The sequence below is a fragment of the Enterococcus thailandicus genome (assembly GCF_001886265.1).
Lineage (GTDB): Bacteria > Bacillota > Bacilli > Lactobacillales > Enterococcaceae > Enterococcus_B > Enterococcus_B thailandicus.
In genome coordinates, this window is the sequence record NZ_JXLE01000006.1 from 121,330 (window position 1) to 145,681 (window position 24,352).

General features: G+C 38.2%; 36 protein-coding genes. 1 reads left to right on the forward strand and 35 read right to left on the reverse strand.

The features are described 5' to 3' along the window. Positions 1-276 precede the first annotated feature (276 nt). On the forward strand, positions 277-2,901 hold the full coding sequence (locus RV17_RS05930; RefSeq protein WP_071868762.1) for a YfhO family protein: 2,625 nt from the start codon (positions 277-279) through the stop codon (positions 2,899-2,901). 88 nt (positions 2,902-2,989) lie between these two features. On the opposite strand, the gene truA is transcribed toward RV17_RS05930, so the two are convergent. The 35 genes from truA to fusA form a co-directional block, all read right to left on the reverse strand. Continuing rightward, on the reverse strand, positions 2,990-3,736 hold the full coding sequence (gene truA / locus RV17_RS05935) for a tRNA pseudouridine(38-40) synthase TruA (protein ID WP_067483509.1): 747 nt from the start codon (positions 3,734-3,736) through the stop codon (positions 2,990-2,992). Positions 3,737-3,828: 92 nt separating this feature from the next. After that, entirely contained in the window at positions 3,829-4,626 is a 798-nt protein-coding gene (locus RV17_RS05940) for an energy-coupling factor transporter transmembrane component T family protein (RefSeq protein ID WP_071868756.1), read from the reverse strand. Beyond that, on the reverse strand, positions 4,616-5,485 hold the full coding sequence (locus tag RV17_RS05945; RefSeq protein WP_071868757.1) for an energy-coupling factor ABC transporter ATP-binding protein: 870 nt from the start codon (positions 5,483-5,485) through the stop codon (positions 4,616-4,618). The genes RV17_RS05940 and RV17_RS05945 overlap by 11 nt, the downstream gene beginning before the upstream one ends. After that, positions 5,461-6,300, reverse strand: coding sequence for an energy-coupling factor ABC transporter ATP-binding protein (locus tag RV17_RS05950; protein WP_071868758.1), 840 nt, complete (start codon positions 6,298-6,300; stop codon positions 5,461-5,463). Before RV17_RS05950 ends, RV17_RS05945 begins: the two co-directional genes overlap by 25 nt. Before the next feature lie 271 nt (positions 6,301-6,571). After that, on the reverse strand, positions 6,572-6,952 hold the full coding sequence (gene rplQ / locus RV17_RS05955; RefSeq protein ID WP_067483516.1) for a 50S ribosomal protein L17: 381 nt from the start codon (positions 6,950-6,952) through the stop codon (positions 6,572-6,574). A 27-nt stretch (positions 6,953-6,979) separates the two neighbouring features. Next, entirely contained in the window at positions 6,980-7,918 is a 939-nt protein-coding gene (locus RV17_RS05960; RefSeq protein WP_002288715.1) for a DNA-directed RNA polymerase subunit alpha, read from the reverse strand. A gap of 79 nt (positions 7,919-7,997) precedes the next feature. After that, positions 7,998-8,387 (reverse strand): 30S ribosomal protein S11, encoded by a 390-nt coding sequence (gene rpsK / locus RV17_RS05965; RefSeq protein WP_067483518.1) that lies wholly within the window; start codon positions 8,385-8,387, stop codon positions 7,998-8,000. 27 nt (positions 8,388-8,414) lie between these two features. After that, positions 8,415-8,780 (reverse strand): 30S ribosomal protein S13, encoded by a 366-nt coding sequence (gene rpsM / locus RV17_RS05970; protein ID WP_067483520.1) that lies wholly within the window; start codon positions 8,778-8,780, stop codon positions 8,415-8,417. A gap of 17 nt (positions 8,781-8,797) precedes the next feature. Next, positions 8,798-8,914 carry a 50S ribosomal protein L36 gene (gene rpmJ, locus RV17_RS05975; protein ID WP_002288710.1) on the reverse strand — a complete coding sequence of 39 codons (117 nt, stop codon included), beginning with the start codon at positions 8,912-8,914 and terminating at the stop codon, positions 8,798-8,800. A 32-nt stretch (positions 8,915-8,946) separates the two neighbouring features. Beyond that, positions 8,947-9,165, reverse strand: coding sequence for a translation initiation factor IF-1 (infA, locus tag RV17_RS05980; protein WP_010767960.1), 219 nt, complete (start codon positions 9,163-9,165; stop codon positions 8,947-8,949). Positions 9,166-9,355: 190 nt separating this feature from the next. After that, complete coding sequence (locus RV17_RS05985; protein ID WP_067483522.1) at positions 9,356-10,003, reverse strand: adenylate kinase; 648 nt, start codon at positions 10,001-10,003, stop codon at positions 9,356-9,358. A 63-nt stretch (positions 10,004-10,066) separates the two neighbouring features. Then, positions 10,067-11,362, reverse strand: a complete 1,296-nt coding sequence (gene secY / locus RV17_RS05990) for a preprotein translocase subunit SecY (RefSeq protein WP_067483524.1) — start codon at positions 11,360-11,362, stop codon at positions 10,067-10,069. After that, positions 11,362-11,802, reverse strand: coding sequence for a 50S ribosomal protein L15 (gene rplO / locus RV17_RS05995; protein WP_067483526.1), 441 nt, complete (start codon positions 11,800-11,802; stop codon positions 11,362-11,364). The genes secY and rplO overlap by 1 nt, the downstream gene beginning before the upstream one ends. A gap of 38 nt (positions 11,803-11,840) precedes the next feature. Beyond that, a complete protein-coding gene (gene rpmD, locus RV17_RS06000) occupies positions 11,841-12,020 on the reverse strand; it encodes a 50S ribosomal protein L30 (protein WP_002290455.1) in 180 nt (59 codons plus the stop codon). A gap of 14 nt (positions 12,021-12,034) precedes the next feature. After that, complete coding sequence (gene rpsE, locus RV17_RS06005) at positions 12,035-12,535, reverse strand: 30S ribosomal protein S5 (RefSeq protein WP_067483528.1); 501 nt, start codon at positions 12,533-12,535, stop codon at positions 12,035-12,037. A gap of 20 nt (positions 12,536-12,555) precedes the next feature. After that, positions 12,556-12,912 (reverse strand): 50S ribosomal protein L18, encoded by a 357-nt coding sequence (gene rplR, locus RV17_RS06010; protein WP_075491300.1) that lies wholly within the window; start codon positions 12,910-12,912, stop codon positions 12,556-12,558. 63 nt (positions 12,913-12,975) lie between these two features. Beyond that, on the reverse strand, positions 12,976-13,512 hold the full coding sequence (gene rplF, locus RV17_RS06015; RefSeq protein ID WP_067483530.1) for a 50S ribosomal protein L6: 537 nt from the start codon (positions 13,510-13,512) through the stop codon (positions 12,976-12,978). Positions 13,513-13,543: 31 nt separating this feature from the next. After that, positions 13,544-13,942: a 30S ribosomal protein S8 gene (gene rpsH / locus RV17_RS06020; protein WP_067483532.1), complete on the reverse strand. Its 399-nt coding sequence runs from the start codon at positions 13,940-13,942 to the stop codon at positions 13,544-13,546. A 36-nt stretch (positions 13,943-13,978) separates the two neighbouring features. Next, positions 13,979-14,164: a type Z 30S ribosomal protein S14 gene (locus tag RV17_RS06025; RefSeq protein ID WP_002356214.1), complete on the reverse strand. Its 186-nt coding sequence runs from the start codon at positions 14,162-14,164 to the stop codon at positions 13,979-13,981. Positions 14,165-14,182: 18 nt separating this feature from the next. After that, positions 14,183-14,722 carry a 50S ribosomal protein L5 gene (gene rplE, locus RV17_RS06030; protein WP_067483534.1) on the reverse strand — a complete coding sequence of 180 codons (540 nt, stop codon included), beginning with the start codon at positions 14,720-14,722 and terminating at the stop codon, positions 14,183-14,185. Positions 14,723-14,750: 28 nt separating this feature from the next. Next, on the reverse strand, positions 14,751-15,059 hold the full coding sequence (rplX, locus tag RV17_RS06035; protein WP_067483536.1) for a 50S ribosomal protein L24: 309 nt from the start codon (positions 15,057-15,059) through the stop codon (positions 14,751-14,753). A gap of 36 nt (positions 15,060-15,095) precedes the next feature. Beyond that, positions 15,096-15,464 carry a 50S ribosomal protein L14 gene (gene rplN / locus RV17_RS06040; protein WP_002288669.1) on the reverse strand — a complete coding sequence of 123 codons (369 nt, stop codon included), beginning with the start codon at positions 15,462-15,464 and terminating at the stop codon, positions 15,096-15,098. A 57-nt stretch (positions 15,465-15,521) separates the two neighbouring features. After that, the gene (rpsQ, locus tag RV17_RS06045; protein WP_067483538.1) at positions 15,522-15,788 is read right to left on the reverse strand and encodes a 30S ribosomal protein S17; all 267 of its coding nucleotides are present in this window, start codon (positions 15,786-15,788) and stop codon (positions 15,522-15,524) included. A 24-nt stretch (positions 15,789-15,812) separates the two neighbouring features. Beyond that, on the reverse strand, positions 15,813-16,001 hold the full coding sequence (rpmC, locus tag RV17_RS06050) for a 50S ribosomal protein L29 (protein WP_002288664.1): 189 nt from the start codon (positions 15,999-16,001) through the stop codon (positions 15,813-15,815). Further along, the gene (gene rplP / locus RV17_RS06055) at positions 15,991-16,425 is read right to left on the reverse strand and encodes a 50S ribosomal protein L16 (RefSeq protein WP_067483541.1); all 435 of its coding nucleotides are present in this window, start codon (positions 16,423-16,425) and stop codon (positions 15,991-15,993) included. The genes rpmC and rplP overlap by 11 nt, the downstream gene beginning before the upstream one ends. A gap of 2 nt (positions 16,426-16,427) precedes the next feature. Further along, positions 16,428-17,084, reverse strand: coding sequence for a 30S ribosomal protein S3 (rpsC, locus tag RV17_RS06060; protein WP_067483543.1), 657 nt, complete (start codon positions 17,082-17,084; stop codon positions 16,428-16,430). 13 nt (positions 17,085-17,097) lie between these two features. Next, a complete protein-coding gene (gene rplV / locus RV17_RS06065) occupies positions 17,098-17,445 on the reverse strand; it encodes a 50S ribosomal protein L22 (protein ID WP_067483544.1) in 348 nt (115 codons plus the stop codon). A 22-nt stretch (positions 17,446-17,467) separates the two neighbouring features. Beyond that, a complete protein-coding gene (gene rpsS, locus RV17_RS06070; protein ID WP_002288655.1) occupies positions 17,468-17,746 on the reverse strand; it encodes a 30S ribosomal protein S19 in 279 nt (92 codons plus the stop codon). Between the two features lie 42 nt (positions 17,747-17,788). Beyond that, the gene (gene rplB / locus RV17_RS06075; protein WP_067483545.1) at positions 17,789-18,622 is read right to left on the reverse strand and encodes a 50S ribosomal protein L2; all 834 of its coding nucleotides are present in this window, start codon (positions 18,620-18,622) and stop codon (positions 17,789-17,791) included. 40 nt (positions 18,623-18,662) lie between these two features. Then, entirely contained in the window at positions 18,663-18,953 is a 291-nt protein-coding gene (gene rplW, locus RV17_RS06080; protein ID WP_067483546.1) for a 50S ribosomal protein L23, read from the reverse strand. Continuing rightward, positions 18,953-19,576, reverse strand: coding sequence for a 50S ribosomal protein L4 (gene rplD / locus RV17_RS06085; protein WP_067483547.1), 624 nt, complete (start codon positions 19,574-19,576; stop codon positions 18,953-18,955). Before rplD ends, rplW begins: the two co-directional genes overlap by 1 nt. Positions 19,577-19,603: 27 nt before the next feature. Next, positions 19,604-20,233, reverse strand: coding sequence for a 50S ribosomal protein L3 (gene rplC / locus RV17_RS06090; RefSeq protein WP_067483548.1), 630 nt, complete (start codon positions 20,231-20,233; stop codon positions 19,604-19,606). Between the two features lie 26 nt (positions 20,234-20,259). Next, positions 20,260-20,568, reverse strand: a complete 309-nt coding sequence (gene rpsJ / locus RV17_RS06095) for a 30S ribosomal protein S10 (RefSeq protein WP_005880808.1) — start codon at positions 20,566-20,568, stop codon at positions 20,260-20,262. Between the two features lie 335 nt (positions 20,569-20,903). Further along, positions 20,904-22,091: an elongation factor Tu gene (gene tuf, locus RV17_RS06100; protein ID WP_067483550.1), complete on the reverse strand. Its 1,188-nt coding sequence runs from the start codon at positions 22,089-22,091 to the stop codon at positions 20,904-20,906. A 172-nt stretch (positions 22,092-22,263) separates the two neighbouring features. Next, positions 22,264-24,351: an elongation factor G gene (gene fusA / locus RV17_RS06105; protein WP_067483552.1), complete on the reverse strand. Its 2,088-nt coding sequence runs from the start codon at positions 24,349-24,351 to the stop codon at positions 22,264-22,266. Between the last annotated feature and the right edge of the window lies 1 nt (position 24,352).

Genomic DNA, 24,352 nt, shown 5'->3' on the forward strand with positions numbered 1-24,352 from the left:
CTTGCCTCTAATGCAAGCGAGTAATATATGTTTTTTTTACAACTAAAATATACGCTTATATACAAACGCTGTCAATAGCAAAAAGCTTGTAAAATTAACTAAAATATTGATTTGTTTATTTTTTAACAAATCGTAAATTCCTAGGTTTTTTAAACTTACCATCGTTATTTATTTCATTTTTTTATTTTTTAATGAAAATTAGGCTCATTTTTGGTGGAGAAAAACCTGAGTATGATAAACTTAAAACAACTTCATAGAAATTTGGTGAAAAATAAAATGAAAAAAAATTATAAACTATTCTTCAAAGAAAATTGGCCATACATGGCTGCTAGCTTTTTCATTCCACTAATTATTCTGGCACTTATTTATTTAAGTATTGGAATTTATCCTGGTAGTAGCAGAAGTATTTTAGCGAGTGATGCATTCTCACAATTTTCGAATTTCCATGCCAGCTTCCGCAATATGCTTTTTGGAAAACAAAGTATTTTCTACACGTGGAACGCTTCATTAGGTTTAAATTACTTATCCTTGATCTCCTACTATCTTGGAGGTATTTTTACACCCTTAGTTTTCTTTTTTCCAAATCAATACATGCCTGATGCACTTTACTTTTTAACCTTAATCAAAGTAGCCAGTGCTGGTTTAGCTTTTTGGTTTTTAGGAAGAACTTTTAAAATCCCACGCTGGGGGCAAGTGGCGTTAAGTATCAGCTATGCGTTGATTTCTTTTGTCACCGCGCACTCAGAAATCATTATGTGGTTAGATGCCTTCGTATACCTACCATTAATCATCTTAGGTATTCATCGTGTGATGGATTTAAAAAAACCGCTTGTCTTATTTGTTAGTTACTTATTACTATTTTTGTCTAGCTTTTATATGGGCTTCATGATTGGTGTCTTTTCTTTTCTTTATTTCTTTGCGAGACTTTTTACCAACTGGTCCAAATACAAGAAAACCATTCTACCTTATGGAATTACTTCGTTATTAGCTGGTGGGGCATCAATGATCATCATCTTACCTGCTATACTTGATTTACGATCTAATGGTGAAGAGCTGAGCCAAATAACTGCTTTAAAAACAGAAGCAACTTCTTTCTTAGATTTAGCAATGAAAAACATGATTGGCGTCTATGACACAACGAAATATGGATCAATTCCATTTGTCTACGCGGGATTATTTCCACTAGTTCTTTGTATTTTTTACTTTGTTAGTCGAAAAATCCAATTAAAAAATAAACTTTTGTTTGGAAGTTTGTTCATAATTTTAATCGCAAGTTTTTATCTAGTTCCATTAAATCTATTCTGGCATGGTATGCACGCACCGAATATGTTCTTATTCCGTTACGCCTACTTGTTTTCTTTTCTGGTCATTTTGCTTGCCGGTTATGGTTGGGAAAAATTGGAACAGAACGATCACGGACTTTTTGTCGGCATCACACTTATCTTAGCTGCTATTTTCTCAATTTCTTGGGCGCTTAAGCCAGCTGAAAGTTACACTTATGTAACGACAACGTCCTTTATTTTAACAGTTGTCTTTTTAGTTCTTTATGCTATTGCTGTTGGATTTTTCCAACTCAAAAAAATCCCTATGAAACAGTTAAGCATTTTATTATTACTTCTAATGTCTTCTGAGGCGATAGTCAATACGAACAGCATGATTCATGGTATTTTAGACGATTGGAACTATGCTTCACGCAGTTTATTTACAGATCCTTATCCGAACATCCAAGAGCTAGTAACAAAAACGAAAAAAGAATCCGATACATTTTATCGATTAGAAAATTTAGATCCTGTTTCTGCCAATGATTCATTAAACTATGGATATAGTGGTATCAGTATGTTTTCTTCCATACGTAATCGTAACTCTTCTTCTTATCTTGATCGACTTGGCTTTCGTTCACGCGGTACCAATTTAAATATTCGCTATGCAAATAATACATTGCTAATGGATGGGTTTACTGGTATTAAATATAACATCAGCAAAAACGAAAATACATTTAGCAAATACGGCTTCAATCAAGTTGGACAAAGTGGTGATTACACACTCTATGAAAATATTAATGCTCTACCACTTGCTTTCACTGCTCCATTGACAATTGATGACGTCGAGCAACCAGCAACTGATAATTTAACAAGTCAAACAAACTTAATCAATGAACTTTCTGGTTTACAAGAAGATTATTACTCTTTCTATAAGCCTACGTTGAAAAAACAAACGAATACGAAAATCACAAATACAACAACTGGTGTCACTTACTCTGAAATAACCAGTAACCAAGCAAAAGAATTAACTTGGGAAGTTCAAGTTCCTGCAAATACACAAGCTTACTTAAGTTTATTCCCAACGAACTACGCTCAGTTAGAAAGTTCGAGCGCAACTATTACGGTAAATGGAACTTCAAGACAAACACAAATCAATATTTCTGGTCAATATTACGATCTAGGTTACTACCCTACTGATACTACAGTAACTTTTACAGCTAGTTTTTATGGAACAAAAGAAGTCAGCTTCATGGAACCAGAAGTGGTTGGACTAAATCTTATTGCCTATCAAGCTGCGATGAATCAGATTAAAAATAAAGGTGTCGATTTAACCACTTCAGGTCGTAAAGCCACGGGCACAGTTAATTCAGACCAAGACGCCATGCTTGTAACAACAATTCCTTATGATGAAGGTTGGCAAGCAAAAGTTGACGGAAAGGCTGTCGCTATTGAAAGTTTCCAAAATGCTTTTGTAATGGTCAAAGTTCCAAAAGGCAAACATACGATTACTTTTAGCTACTTGCCAAAAGGATTTAAGCTCGGAAGTATGTTATTCGTAATTTGTATCTTACTCTTTGCTCTTTATTCTTATCTTTTAGCTCGAAAAAGAATTTTAGATGGCACAGATTCTCTTAAATAAATCATTTAGACAAAAAAAGCACACCAAACAAAGTTGTTTGGTGTGCTTTTTAGTGTACTATTAACTGTTTAACGAAGTGTAATACTATTTATTCATATTTCACTTCGTACAAGTACAAGCCCTCTGGATGTGCCGTTGGACCTGCTAAATTGCGATCTTTTTTTGCAATAATTTCTGGAATTGCATCTTCTGGTATTCGACCATTTCCAATTTTCAATAATGTACCTACCAAAATACGAATCATTTTGTACAGAAATCCGTTCCCTCTAAATGTAAATAGCAGTTCGTCTCCTGCATCATTTACTTGCATTGTTGCTTCATAAATCGTCCGCGTTTTATCTTCAATGGAACTTCCTGCAGCACAAAATGAAGTGAAGTCATGCGTTCCAATTAAATCTGGCAAAGCTCGTTCAATCTTCTCCAAGTCTAATGGATAAGGATAATAACTCGCGTAATGTCGACGAAACGGGCTTCTTGGTTTACCAATATCTACTCGAAATTGATACGTTTTTTCATGAACCATATAACGTGCATGAAAATCTTCGGGAACAATTTCCACTTTCTTAACTGCAATATCTTCTGGCGATTGAGTATCTAGAGCAAATCGCATACGTTCTAAAGGTCGTTCTTGCGGATAATCAAAGTGAATAACTTGTCCAACTGCATGAACACCAGAATCCGTTCGACCAGAACCAAAAACTGTAATGCTTTGTCCATTTGCCATTTTTTTTAATGTTTTCTCCAACTCTTCTTGAACAGTTCGACCATTTGGTTGCTTTTGAAAACCATGAAAATTTGTACCATCGTACGCAATGATTGCTTTGTAACGTACCATTTTTTCTCTCCTTATCTTCCCATAAAAAAGAGGCTGTGACATCGTCACGGCGCCTCTCTTTTTTCATATAATAATTAATTTACTGATTTTTATCAACCACGTAAAAATACTAAAATAACTGTTAATAAACCAAAGGCGATCATAACCAGAGTATCTTGATTGTGCCAATGAAGCACTCGATACTTCGTGCGTCCTTCGCCCCCTTGATAACCTCGAGCTTCCATAGCAGTTGCTAAATCTTCCGCTCGATTAAAACTACTTACAAATAAAGGAATCAATAAAGGAATAATTGCCTTCATTTTTTGAACTAAGCTACCTTCGCCGAAATCAACACCACGTGCGCGTTGCGCATTCATAATTTTTTCCGTCTCATCCATTAATGTTGGAACAAAACGCAATGCAATGGATAACATCAGCGAGATTTCATGGACTGGAAAACGAACAACTTTTAGCGGACGCAATAAATATTCAATTGCATCAGATAATTCTAACGGTGGAGTTGTCAAAGTAAGTAATGTTGACATAAAAATAATCAAAACAAATCGGCAAAAAATAAAGAGTCCATTCAATACACCAAACTGAGTGATATTAAAAATTCCCCAGTGCCAATAAACTTCGCCTCCGCTTGTAAATAAAACTTGTAGTGCAACAGTAAATAAAATTAACCAAATCAATGGGCGAATACCACGGATGAAAAATTTCATATCCACTTTTGATAATGAAACAGCAAATAAAGTAAACAATGCCAACAAAAGATATGTTTGCCAATTATTTGCTAAAAAGATGATCCCAATAAAATAAAAACTAGCTAATAACTTTGCTCGAGGATCTAATCTGTGAATGAATGAATCACCTGGCATATACCGCCCAAAAATCAATTTATTCATCATGAGCATTTCCTCCAGACAAGCGTACAATTTCATCCGCTAATTCCTCAGCTGTTAAAGGTAGCTTAGCCATTTCAATTCCTTTTTCACTCAATAGCTCTGAAAATTCCGTTGCAGTAGGCACACCCAGTTGTTTTTCTTTTAACCAATTTAAATCTTGAAAGACTTTCCTTGGTTCACCACTTTTAACGATTTTCCCTTTTTCCAAAACATAAACAAAGTCTGCATAGTTAGCCACATCATCCATTAAATGAGTGACTAATACAATAGTAATATTTTGTTCCTTATGAAGTTGCCAAAACATCTCCATCATTTCTTTTCTTCCTTGAGGATCCAAACCCGCAGTAGGCTCATCCAAAACCAACACTTCAGGTTTCATTGCAAGAACTCCTGCAATGGCAACTCGACGCATTTGTCCACCAGAAAGTTCAAAAGGTGAGCGATTCAAGTATGTTTCATCTAAACCAACTTGAATTAAGGATGCCTTAGCAATTTCTAACGCTTCTTCTTCACCTACACCAAAGTTTTTTGGTCCAAATGCGATATCTCTAGCAACTGTTTCTTCAAATAATTGTGCTTCTGGAAACTGGAATACAATTCCCACTTTTTTACGAATTGGTTTTAGATTCTTGTTATCCGTTTCAGGAGTTATTTTTCGATCACCAATTTGTACAGAACCACTCGTTGGTTTAACCAAAGCATTCAAGTGTTGTAATAATGTCGACTTTCCACTGCCTGTGTGCCCAACTAACGCAGTATAACTTCCTTCTTTGATTAACAGATCAATGTCAAATAATGCTCTTTGTTCAAATGGTGTATTGGGTTGATAAGTAAAACTTACTTTTTCAAAATGGATGTCCATAACCAATCCACCATCCTTTCTTCCGTCATGTATTCATCAGGAACAGTGATTCCACGCACTTTTAACGCACTTTTTAATTTTTCAGGGAATGGTAAGTCTAGTCCTAGACGAATCAAATCTGGACCGGCAGAAAAAATTTCTTCTGGTGTTCCTTCGCCAACTAGTTCACCTTCACGCATTACTAAAATACGATTCGCATTTGCAGCTTCATCAATATCATGCGTAATAGAAATGACAGTTAATTGGCTTTCTTCTTTAATTTTTTTGATAGTTGAAATAACTTCTTCTCGACCTTCAGGATCAAGCATACTAGTTGCTTCATCTAAAATAATAATATCTGGTCGTAAAGCAACTACGCCAGCAATTGCTACCCGTTGTTTTTGTCCACCAGACAAGCGAGCAGGTTCTCGAGTTGCAAACTCACTCATACGAACTTTTTCTAATGCATCTTTTACACGTACGAGCATTTCTTCACGAGGAATACCTTGATTTTCCAATCCAAAAGCAACATCATCTTCCACAGTTGAACCAACAAATTGATTATCTGGATTTTGAAATACCATCCCAACCATTTGTCGAATCGTCCAAATATTTTCTTCATTAAGTGTTTGCTGTTCTACTGCTACTGTACCAGACTCTGGTAAAATCAAACCATTAATCGTTTTAGCAAGAGTTGATTTTCCAGAACCATTGTGCCCAATAATTGCAACCCATTCTCCTTTGTTAATTGTAAAAGAAACATCTTTTAACGCTGGTCGAAGGTCATCAGGCTGATATGTGTAATTTATATTTTTCAAATCAATAATTGGCTCCATGCTTACTCCTTCTTCATCCTAAAGTTCTTTCTAACACTATCAAAAAAAAACTAAATTTTCAATTATTTATTGTTTGAATAAAATGTTTTTTTGTACCTTCAATAGAACCTGTCAAGACAGTTAATTAAAGGTACAAAAAAACACTTTATGATGAGTGCATACTCCCCAAGCTAAAAACTTGGGGAGTAGCGCTGAGCTAGACTCGGAGCAAAGCTCCAACATCATAACACTCTAAAAGAATCATCTATAAAGTGATGTTATTAGTGTGATTTTAGACAAGTTCTAAGATAACCATTGGTGCACCATCACCGCGTCTTGGTTCTGTTTTCAAGATACGAGTGTAGCCACCTTGACGTTCTGCATAACGAGGTGCAATGTCATTGAATAATTTTTGTAAAGCTGATTCAATAACGATGTCTTCGTTTTCTTCGCGCACGCTAGCAACTTCATTACGTACAAAAGTAGCCGCTTGACGACGAGCATGCAAATCTCCACGCTTACCTAAAGTGATCATTTTTTCTGCAGTTGAGCGAACTTCTTTCGCACGAGCTTCAGTTGTCACAATACGTTCGTTGATTAATAAATCAGTTGTTAAATCACGCAACATCGCTTTACGTTGACTAGATGTGCGTCCTAGTTTACGATAACTCACGTTGGTTTCCCTCCTTCGTAAAAGGTTTTAATCTTCTTTACGTAAACCTAAACCTAAGTCATGCAATTTTGCCTTAACTTCTTCCAATGATTTACGGCCCAAATTACGGACTTTGATCATTTCTGGCTCAGATTTATTCGTAAGTTCTTGTACAGTATTAATTCCTGCACGTTTCAAACAATTATAAGAGCGAACAGATAAGTCTAATTCTTCAATTGTCATTTCCAACATTTTTTCTTTTTGTGTCTCTTCTTTTTCGACCATGATTTCAGCATTTTTTGCTTCATCAGTTAAATTCACAAAAATATCTAGATGTTCAGTCATGATTTTTGCAGATAAACTCATTGCTTCCAATGGTTCAATTGAACCATCTGTCCAAATCTCCATCGTCAATTTATCAAAATCTTCACGGTGTCCAACACGTGTGTTTTCTACTTGATAGTTCACACGACGAACTGGTGTGTAGATTGAATCGACTGGAAGAACACCGATTGGCATATCTTCTTTTTTATTTTCATCTGCTTGAACATAACCACGTCCAGGTTTCACAGTTAAGCGAGCATGGAACGTAGCTCCTTCAGAGACACTACAGATATACATATCTTTGTTCAGAATCTCTACATCACTATCAACGATAATATCGCCAGCAGTTACTGTAGCAGGTCCGGTAATATCGATTTCAAGGGTTTTTTCTTCTTGGCCATACATTTTAAGCGCTAAGCCTTTAATGTTCAAGATGATTTGAGTGACGTCTTCTCTAACACCTTTAATAGTAGAGAATTCATGCAGTACACCATCGATTTGAATATTAGTGATGGCAGCACCTGGCAAAGAAGATAATAAAATACGACGTAGGGAATTCCCTAAAGTAGTCCCATACCCTCTTTCAAGAGGTTCAACGATGAACTTGCCATAATCTTTTTCTTCATCAATTTTTGCGATTCTTGGTTTTTCGAACTCAATCATTCTTATCTTTACCCCTTTCAAAACGAAAAGTGTCTTGTTCAATGACGTTACTATAGAAACTCAAAATGAGCGGCACTCATTAAACACGACGGCGTTTTGGAGGGCGGGCACCATTATGAGGAACTGGAGTCACGTCACGAATTGCAGTCACTTCTAAACCTGTTGCTTGTAATGAACGAATTGCTGCTTCACGTCCAGAACCAGGTCCTTTAACTGTTACTTCAACAGTTTTTAATCCGTGTTCCATTGCTGCTTTAGTAGCAGTTTCTGCTGCCATTTGAGCGGCAAAAGGAGTTGATTTTTTGCTTCCTTTGAAACCTAATGAACCAGCTGATGACCACGCTAATGCATTTCCGTGAGTATCAGTGATCATGATGATTGTGTTGTTGAAAGTAGAGTGGATATGTGCAATCCCTGCTTCTACATTCTTTTTCACACGGCGTTTACGATTCACTTTTTTTGCTGCCATGAAGTTCTAACCTCCTTCACTTAAGAATTATTTTTTCTTGCCAGCGATAGAACGAGCTGGACCTTTACGAGTACGTGCATTGTTTTTTGTGTTTTGTCCACGAACTGGCAAACCACGGCGGTGACGGATACCACGGTATGAACCGATTTCCATCAAACGTTTGATGTTTAAGTTCACTTCACGACGAAGATCACCTTCAACTTTTAATTTATCAACTTCAGCACGGATAGCATCTGTTTGTTCATTCGTTAAATCACGAACACGAACATCTTCAGATACACCAGCATCAGCCAAGATTTTTTGAGCAGTAGTGTTACCAATACCATAGATATAAGTAAGTGAAACTACTACACGTTTATCACGAGGAATATCTACTCCTGCAATACGAGCCATACTTGTTACACCTCCAATTATCCTTGACGTTGTTTATGTTTTGGATTTGCTGGGCAAATCACCATAACGCGTCCTTTACGACGAATTACTTTACAATGTTCACACATTGGTTTTACTGATGGTCTTACTTTCATGATAATACCTCCTGTAGTTTTACGGAGTACAATTATTTAAAGCGATAAGTGATACGGCCACGGCTTAAATCGTATGGAGACAATTCAACCGTTACTTTGTCACCAGGTAAGATACGGATGTAATGCATACGAATTTTACCTGAAACAGTAGCAAGAACTTGGTGTCCGTTTTCTAGTTCAACTTTAAACATTGCATTCGGCAAAGTTTCGACGACTGTACCTTCGACTTCAATCATATCTTCTTTTGCCACGCACAGTACCTCCTTGTACTTGTTTCGCATTTTCACACGATAAAATGGCGGAAACTGCAGTTCCCACCTCAAAATTCTCAAAATGGATCATCTAGAGGAATCTCTAGAAGTCGGACTGACATATTCTATCATAATTTATTGAACTTTACAAGAGTAACTGCATAAAGCAAGTTGGCTACGGGCAATCATGCTATTTTTCAATGATTTTTTGTACATCAGTAAATACAGCATCGATTTCACGATCACCATCAATAGTATGAAGCAAACCATGTTCTTTATAAAAAGCAAGGATTGGTTCACTATTTTTGATGTTGATAGCCAGACGATTTTTAACCGTCTCAGGTTTATCATCTTCTCTTTGATAGAATTCATGCCCCCCACAACGATCACATGTATCTTCAACTTTTGTAGGATTGAAAATTTTGTGATAAGTTGCTCCACAATTGCTGCAGATGAAACGGCCAGCTAATCGCTCAACCAAAACTTCTTCACCAACATGGATATCAATGACAGCATCAATTTTTTTATTTAAATCTTTTAGCATTGCATCCAGAGCTTCAGCCTGCTCAATTGTACGAGGAAAGCCATCTAATAAGAAGCCTTTCTCTGTATCAGATTCTGCTAGGCGCTCTTTCACGATTCCATTTGTTACTTCATCAGGAACTAATGCACCTTTATCCATATAAGACTTTGCTTCCAAGCCTAGAGCTGTTTCATTTTGGATAGCCGCACGAAACATGTCTCCAGTTGAGATATGAGGAATACCATAAGCATCAATAATCTTCTCAGCTTGTGTTCCTTTACCCGCACCTGGTAGCCCCATTAAAATGAGGTTCATTGCTTTCCCTCCTAATAAATGTGAGAACGTGTGTTGAGGAGAAACCTCAACACGCTTTCTTACTTATTCGATAAAGCCAACATACTTGCGTTTCAGCATTAAGCCTTCTAACTGTTTCGCAGTTTCTAAAGCTACACCAATGACAATCAGTAAGCTTGTACCACCTAACCCAATAGATTGTGGTAAATCCCAAATCATCTGAGCGATAATTGGTAATAAAGCCACAAGTCCAAGGAAGATTGCACCAACTGTGCTTAATCGCATTAATAAGCTTGAGACATACTCCTCAGTTCCCTTACCAGGGCGCACGCTAGGTATATAACTTCCTTGTTTTTGTAAGTTTTCCGCTAATTTCTCAGGGTTAACTTGAACAAAAGCGTAGAAAAATGTAAATGCAATAATCAAAACAGTATAAATTGTTGCACCAGGCACCGTATTATAGTTGAAAATTTGCATCATGATTTTATACCAATTTTCAGACCCAAATCTACCACTTAAAGCTTGTAAAACAGCATTAGGGGTTGCAATAAACGAACTAGCAAAAATAACTGGAATAACACCAGCTGCATTTACTTTTAATGGCAAATAACTACTTGTTGGCGCACCTGCCACACGTTTCGTATATTGAATTGGAATCTTGCGTTCAGCTTGTTGGAAAAATGTTACAAATGTCACGATCAATAAAACCGCGACAAGTAAAACGGCAATAAAAATTGCAGATTTCCAAATATCAGAAGAATCAATATTTACAAAATAATCTTCATAAATTTCTTTGATACTATCAGGCAATCGAGAAATGATCCCTGCGAAAATAATCATTGATACGCCGTTCCCAATTCCTTTTTCTGTAATTTGCTCCCCTAACCATGTAACAAACATTGTACCGGCAGTTAAAATTAAACCAATCGTTACATATGTAGACACGTTTGGATTGCTTACAAAACCTAATTGAGCATATTGATTAAATCCAGCGGTAATCCCTACTGATTGAACAAAAGCCAAAACTAATGTTAAATAGCGAGTTGCTTGATTTAATTTCTTACGACCGACTTCTCCTTGTTTCGACCACTCAACAAAACGAGGAACAATGTCCATTTGTAATAATTGAATGACGATTGAAGCAGTAATGTATGGTGAAACCCCCATTGAGAAAATAGAAAAGTTTTGCATTGCACTACCACTTACCAAGTTCAACATGTTGAAAAATGGTAAAGAAGAAAGATTTTGTAATGTACTAGCATTCACGCCAGGTACCGTAATGTGGGCACCCAGACGGAAAACAAATAGTACAAATACAGTAAAGAAAATTTTAGATCGAATGTCTCTTACTTTAAAAGCATCTTTTAATAGTTTAAACATTAGATCACCTCGATTGAACCACCAGCCGCTTCAATAGCGTCTTGAGCTGCTTTCGAGAATTTAGCTGCTTTAACAGTTAATTTTTTAGTTAATTCACCGTTAGCTAATACTTTAATTCCAGCTTTTTCGTTTTTAACGATTCCAGCTTCAACTAAAGCAACAGGTGTTACTTCTGCACCATCTTCAAAACGGTTCAAAACATCTAAGTTGATGACAGCATATTCTTTACGATTTACGTTAGTAAAACCGCGTTTTGGTAAACGACGGAATAATGGAGTTTGTCCACCTTCGAATCCTAAACGTACACCACCGCCTGAACGAGCTTTTTGACCTTTTTGTCCGCGTCCAGAAGTTTTTCCGTTACCAGATGAAGTACCACGACCAACACGATTACGTACTTGGCGTGAACCCTCTGCAGGTTTTAATTCATGAAGTTTCATAGGTTTGGCACCTCCTTAAATAATCTAGTTCTTAATTATTAGACTTCTTCAACGTCCACTAGGTGAGAAACAGTATTGATCATACCTTTAATAGCTTCATTAGAAGGCTTAACCACTGAACTGTTAATCTTTGTAAGACCCAACGCTTTGACAGTGTCACGTTGGTTTTGAGGACGTCCAATAATACTGCGTTTTAAAGTAACTTTTAATTCAGCCATTATTTTTGTCCTCCTTATCCGATAATTTCTTCAACTGATTTGCCACGAAGTTCTGCAACTTCTTCAGCACGTTTCAATTGTTTCAAACCTTCAACAGTTGCGCGAACAACGTTGATTGGTGTATTTGAGCCTAATGATTTAGAAGTGATATCAGCTACCCCTGCTAACTCTAATACGGCACGAACTGGTCCACCAGCAGCAACCCCAGAACCTTCTACAGCAGGTTTCATTAGGATTCTACCACCACTAAAAGTACCGATAACTTCGTGTGGGATTGTTGAACCGACCATTGGTACTTCAACTAAGTTTTTCTTCGCATCTTCAATTGCTTTACGGATTGCTTCTGGTACTTCTTGAGCTTTACCAGTACCGAAACCTACGTGTCCGTTTTTGTCACCGACAACAACTAAAGCAGCAAAACGTAGACGACGTCCACCTTTAACAACTTTTGTTACACGGTTGATTGCAACAACGCGGTCTTCTAATTCCAAATGTTTTGGATCAATGTAAACCATGAATGGTATTCCTCCTTCTTCTAAAATTCTAGTCCATTTTCGCGAGCAGCTTCAGCTAAAGCTTGCACACGGCCATGGTAAAGGTATCCACCACGGTCAAAGACTACTACTTTAATGCCTTTTTCAGCTGCGCGTTCAGCAACTAATTTACCCACAGCAGTAGCTGTTTCTGTTTTTGTTCCACCTGAAATTTCTTTATCCAAGGTAGAGGCACTTGCTAGCGTCACACCCGCTACGTCATCAATTAATTGCGCGTAGATGTTTTTGTTAGAACGGAAAACGTTCAAGCGTGGGCGCTCAGCAGTACCAGAGATATTATTACGTACACGACGATGTCTCTTTTGACGTGTTTTATTCTTATCTGGTTTTGTAATCACAATTGTCACCTCTTTAATAATGCTAGCCATTAGGCCGCGAATCGTAATTTAAATAAATTACGATTATTTACCAGTTTTACCTTCTTTACGGCGTACATATTCACCAACATAGCGAATACCTTTACCTTTATAAGGTTCTGGAGGACGAGTACCACGAATGTTCGCAGCTAATTCGCCAACTGCTTCTTTGTTCGCACCTTTAACAATCACTTGTGTATTGGCAGGAACTTCAACTGTAACACCAGCTGGTGGTGTAATTTCTACTGGATGAGAGTAACCAACGTTCAATACAAGTTTTGAACCTTGTAATTGTGCACGGTACCCAACCCCGATAAGTTCTAATGCTTTTTGGAAACCTTCACTAACGCCGACAACCATGTTGTTGAAGTTAGCACGAGTTGTTCCGTGGATTGTTTTCATTTCTTTACTGTCGTTTGGACGAGTGAAAGTAACTTCGTTTCCTTCAATATTCATAGTAATATCTGAAGAAAAAGTACGTGTTAATTCACCTTTAGGTCCTTTAACTGTAATATCATTTCCATCTTGAGTAACAGTTACTCCTGCAGGAATGACTACGATTTTATTTCCGATACGGCTCACTTAAAGACACCTCCTTGTAGATTCTACTTAATTACCATACGTAAGCGATAACTTCGCCGCCGACATTTTTTTCACGAGCTTCTTTGTCAGTGATAACACCGTCAGAAGTCGAAATAATTGCGATACCTAAACCATTCAATACTTTTGGTACTTCGTCAGCTTTGACATAAGCACGCAATCCTGGTTTAGAAATACGTTTTAAGTTTGTGATAACACGTTCACCGTTTTTACCAAATTTTAGGAAAACACGGATTACGCCTTGTTTGTCATCTTCGATATATTCAACATCACGGACGAAACCTTCACGTTTCAAGATTTCAGCGATGTCACGTTTGATTTTTGATGCAGGTACTTCTAAAGACTCATGTTTAACCATGTTTGCATTACGGATACGAGTTAGAAAATCTGCAATTGGATCTGTCATGACCATTGAACTAATTACCTCCTTCTTATGCGAATTTACTTTTTACCAGCTAGCTTTCTTCACGCCGGGAATTTGACCTTTATAGGCAAGTTCGCGGAAGCAAATACGGCAAAGATGGAACTTACGATAAACTGAATGTGGACGTCCGCAACGTTCGCAACGAGTATAAGCTTGTGTTGAATGTTTTGCAGGACGTTTGTTTTTAGCAATCATTGATTTTTTAGCCACGTAGTTCGCCTCCTTTAATTATTTTTGGAATGGCATACCTAATTGTGTTAACAACTCACGAGATTCTTCATCTGAGTTAGCTGTTGTTACAATAACGATGTCCATACCGCGTACTTTATCTACTAAATCATAATCTACTTCTGGGAAGATCAATTGTTCTTTAATACCTAAAGTATAGTTTCCACGACCGTCAAAGGCTTTTTTACTTACACCATGGAAGTCACGTACACGTGGTAGTGAAACTGAAACCAATTTGTCTAAGAATTCATACATTCTTTCTCCGCGCAAAGTAACTTTTGCACCAATTGGCATTCCTTCACGTAAACGGAATCCAGCGATTGATTTTTTAGCTTTAGTAATCATTGGTTTTTGTCCAGTGATTAAAGTTAATTCTTCAACTGCTTTGTCTAAGTTTTTAGCGTTTGATACCGCATCACCAACACCCATGTTGATGACGATTTTTTCAACTTTAGGTGTTTGCATAACAGAGCTATAGTCGAATTTTTCCATCAATGATGGAGTAATTTCTTTAAGATATTTTTCTTTTAGGCGGTTCATTCAGTAAGACCCTCCTTCCTTAAAATTATTATTTATCTAGAACTTCACCGGTTTTTTTAGAAACACGGACTTTTTTGCCATCTACTTCTTTGTAGCCAACTCGGCCAGCTACACCAGTAGAGTCGATCACCATCACGTTAGAAACATGAACTGGAGCTTCCATCTCAACAATACCACCTTGAGGAGCAGCCTGAGAAGGTTTTTGGTGTTTTTTGACAATATTCACACCTTCGACAATGACTTTATCTTTTTTAGGAAACGCTGCTAATACAACGCCTTCTTTATTTTTGTCTTTTCCAGTGATAACTTTAACTTTATCGCCTTTTTTAACAAACATAACTGTTTCGCACCTCCTTTGATAAGTGTCTCAAGATTATAAAACTTCTGGTGCTAGTGAAACGATCTTCATGAAGTTGTTTTCACGTAGTTCACGTGCAACTGGCCCAAAGATACGTGTTCCACGAGGGCTTTTATCATCACGAATAATCACTGCAGCATTTTCATCAAACTTAATGTATGAACCGTCTGTACGACGAGCTCCTGATTTTGTTCGAACGATAACGGCTTTAACGACGTCACCTTTTTTGACAACCCCACCTGGCGTTGCTTGTTTAACCGTAGCAACGATAACATCACCGATATTAGCAGTTTTACGACCAGATCCACCAAGGACTTTGATCGTCAAAATTTCACGTGCGCCTGAATTGTCAGCGACTTTTAAACGACTTTCTGCTTGGATCACGTTGTGTATCCTCCTTTCAGATTTTGCATTCAATCTATATAGGAAAATCTCGTGTTATTAGATAATAACTGCTTCTTCGACTACTTCTAGTAAACGGAAACGTTTTGTAGCTGATAATGGACGAGTTTCCATAATTCTCACGATATCTCCAACTTTGGCAGTGTTGTTTTCATCATGCACTTTGTATTTCTTAGAATAGTTCATGCGTTTGCCATAGATAGGGTGATTTTTCTTAGTTTCGACAGCAACGGTAATTGTTTTATCCATTTTGTCTGAAACTACACGACCTTGATAAACCTTGCGTTGATTTCTTTCTTCAGTCATACGCTTAATGGCCTCCTTCCGTAATTACTTAGCTTGTTCACGCAATACAGTTTTGATGCGTGCAATCGATTTACGTACTTCTTTAATACGTGCAGTGTTTTCTAATTGACCTGTTGCTAATTGGAATCTAAGATTAAACAATTCTTCTTTCAATTGTTTTTCTTGATCAAGCATTTCGGCAGTGGTTAATTCTCTGATTTCTTTAACCTTCATTCGATTCACCACCCATTTCCTCACGTTTTACGATCTTAGTTTTCATTGGTAATTTGTGAGAAGCTAGACGTAACGCTTCACGAGCTACTTCTTCAGGAACGCCTGCAATTTCAAACATGATTTTACCACGTTTTACTGGTGCAACCCATCCTTCAGGTGCCCCTTTACCAGAACCCATACGTACCCCAATTGCTTTGGCAGTATAAGATTTGTGAGGGAAAATTTTAATCCATACTTTCCCACCACGTTTCATGTAACGAGTCATTGCGATACGAGAAGCTTCGATTTGTCGGTTTGTAATCCAATGTGAATCAACAGCTTGTAAGCCATATTCACCAAATGCGATTTCTTTACCACCTTTAGCTTCACCACGCATTTTTCCGCGGAATTCACGACGGTGTTTTACACGTTTAGGTACTAACATGATTATTTCCCTCCTTTCTCAGTGTTTTTTTTAGTTGGAAGAATTTCTCCACGATAGATCCACACTTTAACTCCTAGTTTTCCGTATGTTGTATCTGCTTCTTCCCATGCATAATCGATATCCGCACGCAATGTATGAAGAGGAACAGTTCCTTCTGAGTATCCTTCTGAACGTGCAATATCAGCACCGTTTAAGCGTCCAGATACTTGAGTCTTGATTCCTTTAGCGCCTGCGCGCATTGAACGTTGGATAGCTTGTTTTTGTGCACGACGGAAAGCTACACGGTTTTCTAATTGACGTGCAATTCCTTCGCCCACTAATTTAGCATCTAAATCTGGTTTTTTGATTTCCACGATGTTGATGTGAATTCTTTTACCAGTTAATTTGTTTAATTCTTTTCTTAGGCTTTCAACTTCAGAACCGCCTTTACCAATAACCATACCTGGCTTAGCTGTGTGGATTGAAATATTTACGCGATTTGCAGCACGTTCGATTTCAACAGTTGACACAGCGGCATCAGCAAGTTTAGTTGAAATAAATTTACGGATTCTTAGATCTTCGTGTAAGAATTCAGCATACTCTTTTTCAGCATACCATTTAGCATCCCAGTCGCGGATGATGCCTACACGCATTCCAATTGGATGTACTTTTTGACCCACTGATTATCCCTCCTTATTTTTCTGATACGACTACTGTAATATGACTTGTACGTTTGTTGATTGGAGAAGCTGACCCTTTTGCACGTGGACGGAAACGTTTCATTGTTGGTCCTTCGTTAATAAAAGCTTCAGATACTACTAAATTTTCAACGTCTAAGTCAAAATTATTTTCTGCATTTGCAACTGCTGACATCAAGACTTTCTCGATGATTCCAGCAGATTTGTTCGGTGTGAATTTCAAAATTGAAATTGCATCCGCAACACTTTTACCTCTGATAAGGTCAATTACTAAACGGGCTTTTCGAGGTGAAGTGCGAACTGTTTTTGCAGTTGCTTTAGCTGATGTGATTTGTTCTGCCATTTGGATTTATCCTCCCCTCAAATTAGCGTTTAGTTTTCTTATCGTCTGCAGCGTGGCCACGATAAGTTCTTGTTGGTGCAAATTCACCTAATTTGTGTCCTACCATGTCTTCTTGGATGTAAACTGGTACATGTTTACGTCCATCATAAACTGCGATGGTATATCCAACAAAACTTGGGAATACTGTTGATCGACGTGACCAAGTTTTGATAACTTTTTTCTTTTCAACCCCCGCTTGAGCTTCAACTTTTTTCATTAAATGCTCATCGACGAAAGGTCCCTTCTTTAAACTACGACCCATGGTGAACCTCCTCTCAAAATGTGCGACACATGGTCAAAGAAATTATTTAGTCTTGCGACGACGTACGATAAGTTTATCTGATTGGGCTTTCTTGTTACGAGTTTTGTAACCAAGAGCTGGTTGACCCCAAGGAGAAACTGGTGCTTTACGTCCGATCGGAGCTTTACCTTCACCACCACCGTGTGGGTGATCGTTAGGGTTCATTACGCTACCACGTACTGTTGGGCGTTTACGCATCCAACGAGAGCGTCCAGCTTTACCGATGTTAATAAGTTCATGTTGTTCATTACCTACAGAACCGATTGTTGCACGGCATGCAGCTAAAATCATACGAACTTCACCAGAGTTTAAGCGGATCAATACGTATTTGCCTTCTTTACCAAGTACTTGAGCACTTGTACCAGCAGAACGAATCAATTGTCCACCTTTACCAGGTTTCATTTCGATGTTATGGATAACAGTACCAACTGGAATGTTTGCTAAAGGAAGAGCATTCCCAACTTTGATATCTGCATCTGGACCTGAAACAAGTTTCATTCCAACTTGTAGTCCTTTTGGTGCTAAGATGTAAGCTTTCACTCCATCTTCGTAGTGTACTAACGCGATATTTGCTGAACGGTTTGGATCATATTCGATCGTTTGAACAGTAGCAACAACGTTATCTTTGTTACGTTTGAAGTCGATTACGCGGTATTGACGTTTGTGTCCGCCGCCTTGATGACGTACAGTGATGCGACCGTTGTTATTACGACCAGCATGGTTTTTCAATGGTTGTAACAATGTTTTTTCAGGTGTTGATGTTGTGATTTCAGCAAAATCAGAACCTGTCATGTTACGACGACCATTTGAGGTAGGTTTGTACTTTTTAATCGCCACGTTTTTCCCTCCTATTTATAATAAGTTTTCAAGATAGTGCTTATTCAGCAGCTTCGAATAATTGAATTTCTTTTGAATCTTCTGTTAATGTAACAATCGCTTTGCGACGTTTTTTAGTGTATCCCGCATGTTTGCCCATACGCTTGAATTTCGCACGAACGTTCACGATGTTCACGTTTTTGACTTTAACGTCAAAAGCAGCTTCAACCGCTTGTTTTACTAAAGTTTTGTTTACGCGAGTGTCAACTTCGAAAGTATACTTTTTATCATCCATAGCAAGCATAGATTTTTCAGTGATCACTGGGCGTTTAATTACGTCTAGTAAGTTCATTATGCAAGCACCTCCTCAATTTGAGTAAGAGCAGTTTGTGTTGCTAATACTTTCACGTTAGAAACAACGTCTAGAACACTAACATTATCAGAAGTTACTACAGAAACGTTTGATAAGTTACGTGCAGATAAAGCAGCGAACTCATTGCCAGTTTCTAAAACTACTAATACTTTAGCGTCTACAGATAAGTTAGCAAGAACTTCTTTAAATTCTTTTGTTTTTGGTGCGTCAAAGCTTAATGCGTCAACAACAACCAAGTTATTTGAAGCAACTTTTTCTGATAAAACAGATTTCATTGCTAAACGACGAACTTTTTTAGGAAGTTTGTAGCTGTAAGAACGTGGTGTTGGTCCGAAAACTACGCCACCTCCACGCCATTGTGGTGAGCGGATAGATCCTTGACGAGCACGACCTGTTCCTTTTTGACGCCATGGTTTACGTCCACCGCCGCGAACAGCACTACGATTTTTAACCGCATGTGTTCCTTGTCTTAATGAAGCACGTTGCATAACGATTGCATCGTAAACAACACTTTCATTAGGTTCGATTCCGAAAATTTCTTCGTTAAGTGTGATTTCACCGTTTTGGCTACCATCTTGTTTGAATAATGCTACATTCGGCATTCCTTAGTTCCTCCTTTCTTCCTACTATTATTTAGCTTTCACAGCTGATTTGATAGTGATTAGTGATTTTTTAGCTCCAGGAACGTTTCCTTTAATTAAGATTACGTTTCTTTCTGCATCAACGCGTACAACTTCCAAGTTTTGGATTGTCACGCGGTTGCCACCCATACGGCCAGCAAGACGTTTATTTTTGAATACACGGTTAGGTGCAACTGGACCCATTGACCCAGGACGACGATGGTAACGAGAACCGTGAGCCATTGGTCCGCGGCTTTGGCCGTGACGTTTGATAACCCCTTGGAATCCTTTACCTTTCGTAGTACCTGTTACATCAATAATGTCTCCTGCTTGGAAAACATCTACTGTAACTTCTTTTCCTACTTCATATTCTCCTAGCTCAACATTTTTGAATTCACGAATGAAGCGCTTAGGAGCCGTGTTTGCTTTTGCAACATGACCTTTCGCAGGTTTGTTTGATAAAACTTCACGCATATCTTGGTAACCAACTTGAATAGCTTCGTAGCCATCAGTTTCCATTGTTTTCACTTGTAGCACTACGTTTGGAGTAGCTTCTACAACAGTTACTGGAATTAATTCACCAGATTCAGTGAAGATTTGTGTCATTCCCACTTTTTTCCCTAAGATTCCTTTGGTCATGAGTACACCTCCATTAATTTAGTTTTTTATAGTTTGATTTCGATGTTTACACCAGATGGTAAGTCTAGCTTCATCAAAGCATCAACAGTTTTTGGTGTTGGGTTCACAATGTCAATTAGACGTTTGTGAGTACGCATTTCGAATTGTTCGCGAGAATCTTTGTATTTATGAGTCGCACGAATAACAGTGTAAAGACTACGTTCTGTTGGTAATGGAATTGGACCAGATACACTAGCTCCAGTTCTTTTTGCAGTTTCTACAATTTTATCCGCTGATTGATCTAAAATACGGTGTTCATACGCTTTTAAACGGATACGAATTTTTTGTTTTGCCATCTTGTTCCCTCCTTCGCCTATTTTGAAAAGTAGACATAGCTCCACGAAAATTTCCGTCACGCTCGTTCGTGGCAAAGCGTCCGGGCGTGTCGCAACCTCTCGTTTCTTAGCCGACAAGAATCAAATTGATTCCGTCTGTGCAATTCACCAAGGTAAACGCACCTTTGTAATTATAGTATATTCAAACACACAACGCAAGGCTTTTTCTTTGGAAATTCAATTTATTTTCATATTTTTTCATAAAGAAAAGAAAAAGCTCGAAACAATCACTAAATAATGATTGCTTCGAGCTTTTAGGTCCGAATATAATGTTGCATTAATTAGGCTTAAAAAAATTAAGCTTTGATTTCAGTAACGACACCGGCACCAACTGTACGTCCGCCTTCACGGATTGAGAATTTAGTACCGTTTTCGATAGCGATTGGGTGAATTAATTCAACTTCCATAGTTACGTTGTCGCCAGGCATAACCATTTCAGTTCCTTCTGGCAATTCAACAACACCAGTTACGTCTGTTGTACGGAAGTAGAATTGTGGACGGTAGTTAGTGAAGAATGGAGTATGACGTCCACCTTCTTCTTTAGTCAACACATATACTTCTGCAGAGAATTTTGTATGAGGTGTAATTGTACCTGGTTTAGCTAAAACTTGACCACGTTGGATATCGTCACGTGAAACACCACGTAATAATGCACCAATGTTATCGCCTGCTTCAGCGTAATCCAATAATTTACGGAACATTTCAACACCAGTTACAGTTGTTTTTGAAGTTTCTTCAGCAATACCAACAACTTCAACTTCGTCCCCAACGCGAACTTGTCCACGTTCAACACGACCAGTTGCAACAGTACCACGACCAGTAATTGAGAATACATCTTCAACTGGCATCATGAATGGTTTGTCGTTTTCACGTTCTGGAGTTGGGATATATTCGTCAACTGCAGCCATTAATTCAAGGATTTTTTCTTCGTATGAAGCGTCGCCTTCTAGAGCTTTTAAAGCTGAACCAGCAACAACAGGAACATCATCACCAGGGAATTCGTATTCTGTTAATAAGTCACGAACTTCCATTTCAACTAATTCTAATAATTCTTCGTCGTCAACCATGTCAACTTTGTTCAAGAATACAACGATGTAAGGAACACCAACTTGACGTGACAATAGGATGTGTTCACGAGTTTGAGGCATAGGGCCATCAGCAGCAGAAACTACTAAGATAGCTCCATCCATTTGAGCAGCACCAGTGATCATGTTTTTAACGTAGTCCGCGTGTCCTGGGCAGTCAACGTGAGCGTAGTGACGTGCGTCAGTTTCATACTCAACGTGAGCTGTTGAAATAGTGATTCCGCGTTCGCGTTCTTCTGGAGCACCATCGATTTGATCGTAAGCCATAGCTTGGCCGCCGTTTTTCTTAGATAGTACAGTTGTGATTGCAGCTGTTAATGTAGTTTTACCATGGTCAACGTGGCCAATAGTACCAATGTTAACGTGTGGTTTAGAACGGTCAAATTTTTCTTTTGCCATTTTAAAATGTCCTCCCAAAATACAATATAATTTTTTATTTATCTGATAGGAACATGATGTACTAAACGTACATCACATGCCCATATCATCGATAGCTATTTTACACGAAACTATATTAAAAATATAGTCTCTTTAGATAATCTCTTTACGTGATTATCAAGTTTTTAAGAAATTATTCAGCTTTTCCGCCGTTTTTCTTAATGATTTCTTCTTGAACTGATTTCGGTACATCTTCGTAGTGATCAAATGTCATAGTAAATGTACCACGACCTTGAGTAGCTGAACGAAGAGTTGTAGCATAACCAAACATTTCAGCAAGAGGGACCATAGCACGAACAACTTGTTGTCCGCCAGCGCGAGCTTCCATACCTTCAACGCGACCACGACGTGCAGTAACGTGTCCCATAACATCACCTAAGTAATCTTCTGGAATAACTACTTCAACACCCATGATTGGTTCAAGGATAACTGGATTAGCTTTCTTAGCTGCCGCACGCAATGCCATAGAAGCAGCAACACGGAAGGCAGTTTCATTTGAATCGACATCATGGTATGAACCATCGTAAAGTTTTGCTTTGATATCAACTAATGGATACCCAGCTAAGACACCATTTTCCATAGCATCTTTCAAACCTGTTTCAACAGCTGGGATATATTCACGAGGAACAACCCCACCAACGATTGCATTTTCAAATTCAAAGCCGCCGCCTTCTTCGTTTGGAGTAAATTCAACCCATACGTGACCGTATTGACCTTTACCACCAGACTGACGTACAAACTTACCTTCGGCTTGAGTGCCAGAACGGAAAGTTTCACGGTAAGATACTTGAGGAGCACCTACGTTAGCTTCAACTTTAAATTCGCGACGCATACGGTCTACGATAATGTCTAAGTGAAGTTCACCCATACCAGCGATAATAGTTTCGCCTGTTTCCACGTTTGTTTCAGCGCGGAAAGTAGGATCTTCTTCAGATAGTTTTTGAAGAGCAACACCCATTTTATCTTGGTCAGCTTTTGATTTAGGTTCAATAGCGACTTGGATAACTGGTTCTGGGAATTCCATTGATTCAAGAATTACTAAATTCTTTTCATCACAAAGAGTGTCCCCAGTTGTTGTATCTTTCAAACCAACAGCAGCAGCGATATCTCCAGCGTAAACTTCAGAGATTTCTGAACGTGAGTTAGCATGCATCTGTAAGATACGACCAACACGTTCGCGTTTGCCTTTTGTTGCGTTTTGTACGTATGAACCTGATTTCAAGACACCAGAGTACACACGGAAGAAAGTTAGACGACCTACGAATGGGTCAGTCATAACTTTAAATGCTAATGCTGAGAAAGGAGCTTCATCGTCTGCAGGACGTAAAACTTCTTCGTCAGTTTTAGGATCAATCCCTTTAATAGCAGGAATATCTAATGGTGATGGTAAGTAGTCAAGAACAGCGTCCAATAATAATTGAACCCCTTTGTTCTTAAATGCTGAACCACATAATACTGGGTAGAAGTCTACGCCAAGTGTTGCGCGACGAATACCTTCTTTTAACTCAGCTTCAGTGATTTCTTCACCTTCTAAGTATTTTAAAGTAAGTTCTTCATCAGTTTCAGCAACTGCTTCAACCAATTTTTCACGCCATTCTTCAGCTAATTCACGATATTCTTCTGGAATTTCTCGTTCTTCAATTTCAGTACCTAAATCATTTGTATAGATTTCAGCCTTCATTGTTACAAGGTCAATAATTCCTGTGAAGTCGTCTTCAGCACCAATTGGTAATTGAATTGGGTGAGCATTTGCTTGCAAACGGTCGTGTAAAGTTGATACTGAGTATAAGAAGTCAGCACCGATTTTATCCATTTTGTTTGCAAATACAATACGAGGTACACCATAAGTTGTAGCTTGGCGCCAAACTGTTTCAGTTTGAGGCTCTACACCTGATTGTGCATCAAGAACTGTAACAGCACCATCAAGTACACGCAATGAACGTTCAACTTCAACAGTGAAGTCTACGTGTCCTGGTGTGTCGATGATGTTGATTCGGTGACCCTTCCATTGTGCAGTTGTTGCAGCAGAAGTGATCGTAATTCCACGTTCTTGTTCTTGTTCCATCCAGTCCATTTGTGAAGCTCCTTCATGAGTTTCACCAATTTTATGGATTTTACCAGTATAGTACAAGATACGTTCAGTAGCAGTTGTTTTACCAGCATCAATATGGGCCATGATACCGATATTACGAGTATTATCTAAAGAAAATTCTCTGGTCATT

What these genes read in the sequence shown, in the direction of transcription:
- RV17_RS05930 (WP_071868762.1), top strand. Translation starts at nt 277, where the DNA reads ATGAAAAAAAATTATAAACTATTCTTCAAAGAAAATTGGCCATACATG.
- truA (WP_067483509.1), bottom strand. Translation starts at nt 3,736, where the DNA reads ATGGTACGTTACAAAGCAATCATTGCGTACGATGGTACAAATTTTCAT.
- RV17_RS05940 (WP_071868756.1), bottom strand. Translation starts at nt 4,626, where the DNA reads ATGATGAATAAATTGATTTTTGGGCGGTATATGCCAGGTGATTCATTC.
- RV17_RS05945 (WP_071868757.1), bottom strand. Translation starts at nt 5,485, where the DNA reads ATGGACATCCATTTTGAAAAAGTAAGTTTTACTTATCAACCCAATACA.
- RV17_RS05950 (WP_071868758.1), bottom strand. Translation starts at nt 6,300, where the DNA reads ATGGAGCCAATTATTGATTTGAAAAATATAAATTACACATATCAGCCT.
- RV17_RS05960 (WP_002288715.1), bottom strand. Translation starts at nt 7,918, where the DNA reads ATGATTGAGTTCGAAAAACCAAGAATCGCAAAAATTGATGAAGAAAAA.
- rpsK (WP_067483518.1), bottom strand. Translation starts at nt 8,387, where the DNA reads ATGGCAGCAAAAAAAGTGAATCGTAAACGCCGTGTGAAAAAGAATGTA.
- rpsM (WP_067483520.1), bottom strand. Translation starts at nt 8,780, where the DNA reads ATGGCTCGTATTGCAGGAGTAGATATTCCTCGTGATAAACGTGTAGTA.
- rpmJ (WP_002288710.1), bottom strand. Translation starts at nt 8,914, where the DNA reads ATGAAAGTAAGACCATCAGTAAAACCAATGTGTGAACATTGTAAAGTA.
- RV17_RS05985 (WP_067483522.1), bottom strand. Translation starts at nt 10,003, where the DNA reads ATGAACCTCATTTTAATGGGGCTACCAGGTGCGGGTAAAGGAACACAA.
- secY (WP_067483524.1), bottom strand. Translation starts at nt 11,362, where the DNA reads ATGTTTAAACTATTAAAAGATGCTTTTAAAGTAAGAGACATTCGATCT.
- rplO (WP_067483526.1), bottom strand. Translation starts at nt 11,802, where the DNA reads ATGAAACTTCATGAATTAAAACCTGCAGAGGGTTCACGCCAAGTACGT.
- rpmD (WP_002290455.1), bottom strand. Translation starts at nt 12,020, where the DNA reads ATGGCTGAATTAAAAGTTACTTTAAAACGCAGTATTATTGGACGTCCT.
- rpsE (WP_067483528.1), bottom strand. Translation starts at nt 12,535, where the DNA reads ATGGTTTACATTGATCCAAAACATTTGGAATTAGAAGACCGCGTTGTT.
- rpsH (WP_067483532.1), bottom strand. Translation starts at nt 13,942, where the DNA reads ATGGTCATGACAGATCCAATTGCAGATTTTCTAACTCGTATCCGTAAT.
- rplE (WP_067483534.1), bottom strand. Translation starts at nt 14,722, where the DNA reads ATGAACCGCCTAAAAGAAAAATATCTTAAAGAAATTACTCCATCATTG.
- rplX (WP_067483536.1), bottom strand. Translation starts at nt 15,059, where the DNA reads ATGTTTGTTAAAAAAGGCGATAAAGTTAAAGTTATCACTGGAAAAGAC.
- rpsQ (WP_067483538.1), bottom strand. Translation starts at nt 15,788, where the DNA reads ATGACTGAAGAAAGAAATCAACGCAAGGTTTATCAAGGTCGTGTAGTT.
- rpmC (WP_002288664.1), bottom strand. Translation starts at nt 16,001, where the DNA reads ATGAAGGTTAAAGAAATCAGAGAATTAACCACTGCCGAAATGCTTGAT.
- rplP (WP_067483541.1), bottom strand. Translation starts at nt 16,425, where the DNA reads ATGTTAGTACCTAAACGTGTAAAACACCGTCGTGAATTCCGCGGAAAA.
- rplV (WP_067483544.1), bottom strand. Translation starts at nt 17,445, where the DNA reads ATGGCAGAACAAATCACATCAGCTAAAGCAACTGCAAAAACAGTTCGC.
- rpsS (WP_002288655.1), bottom strand. Translation starts at nt 17,746, where the DNA reads ATGGGTCGTAGTTTAAAGAAGGGACCTTTCGTCGATGAGCATTTAATG.
- rplW (WP_067483546.1), bottom strand. Translation starts at nt 18,953, where the DNA reads ATGAACTTACTAGACGTAATTAAACGCCCAGTGATCACTGAAAAATCT.
- rplD (WP_067483547.1), bottom strand. Translation starts at nt 19,576, where the DNA reads ATGCCGAATGTAGCATTATTCAAACAAGATGGTAGCCAAAACGGTGAA.
- rplC (WP_067483548.1), bottom strand. Translation starts at nt 20,233, where the DNA reads ATGACCAAAGGAATCTTAGGGAAAAAAGTGGGAATGACACAAATCTTC.
- rpsJ (WP_005880808.1), bottom strand. Translation starts at nt 20,568, where the DNA reads ATGGCAAAACAAAAAATTCGTATCCGTTTAAAAGCGTATGAACACCGT.
- tuf (WP_067483550.1), bottom strand. Translation starts at nt 22,091, where the DNA reads ATGGCAAAAGAAAAATTTGACCGTTCTAAACCACACGTTAACATTGGT.
- fusA (WP_067483552.1), bottom strand. Translation starts at nt 24,351, where the DNA reads ATGACCAGAGAATTTTCTTTAGATAATACTCGTAATATCGGTATCATG.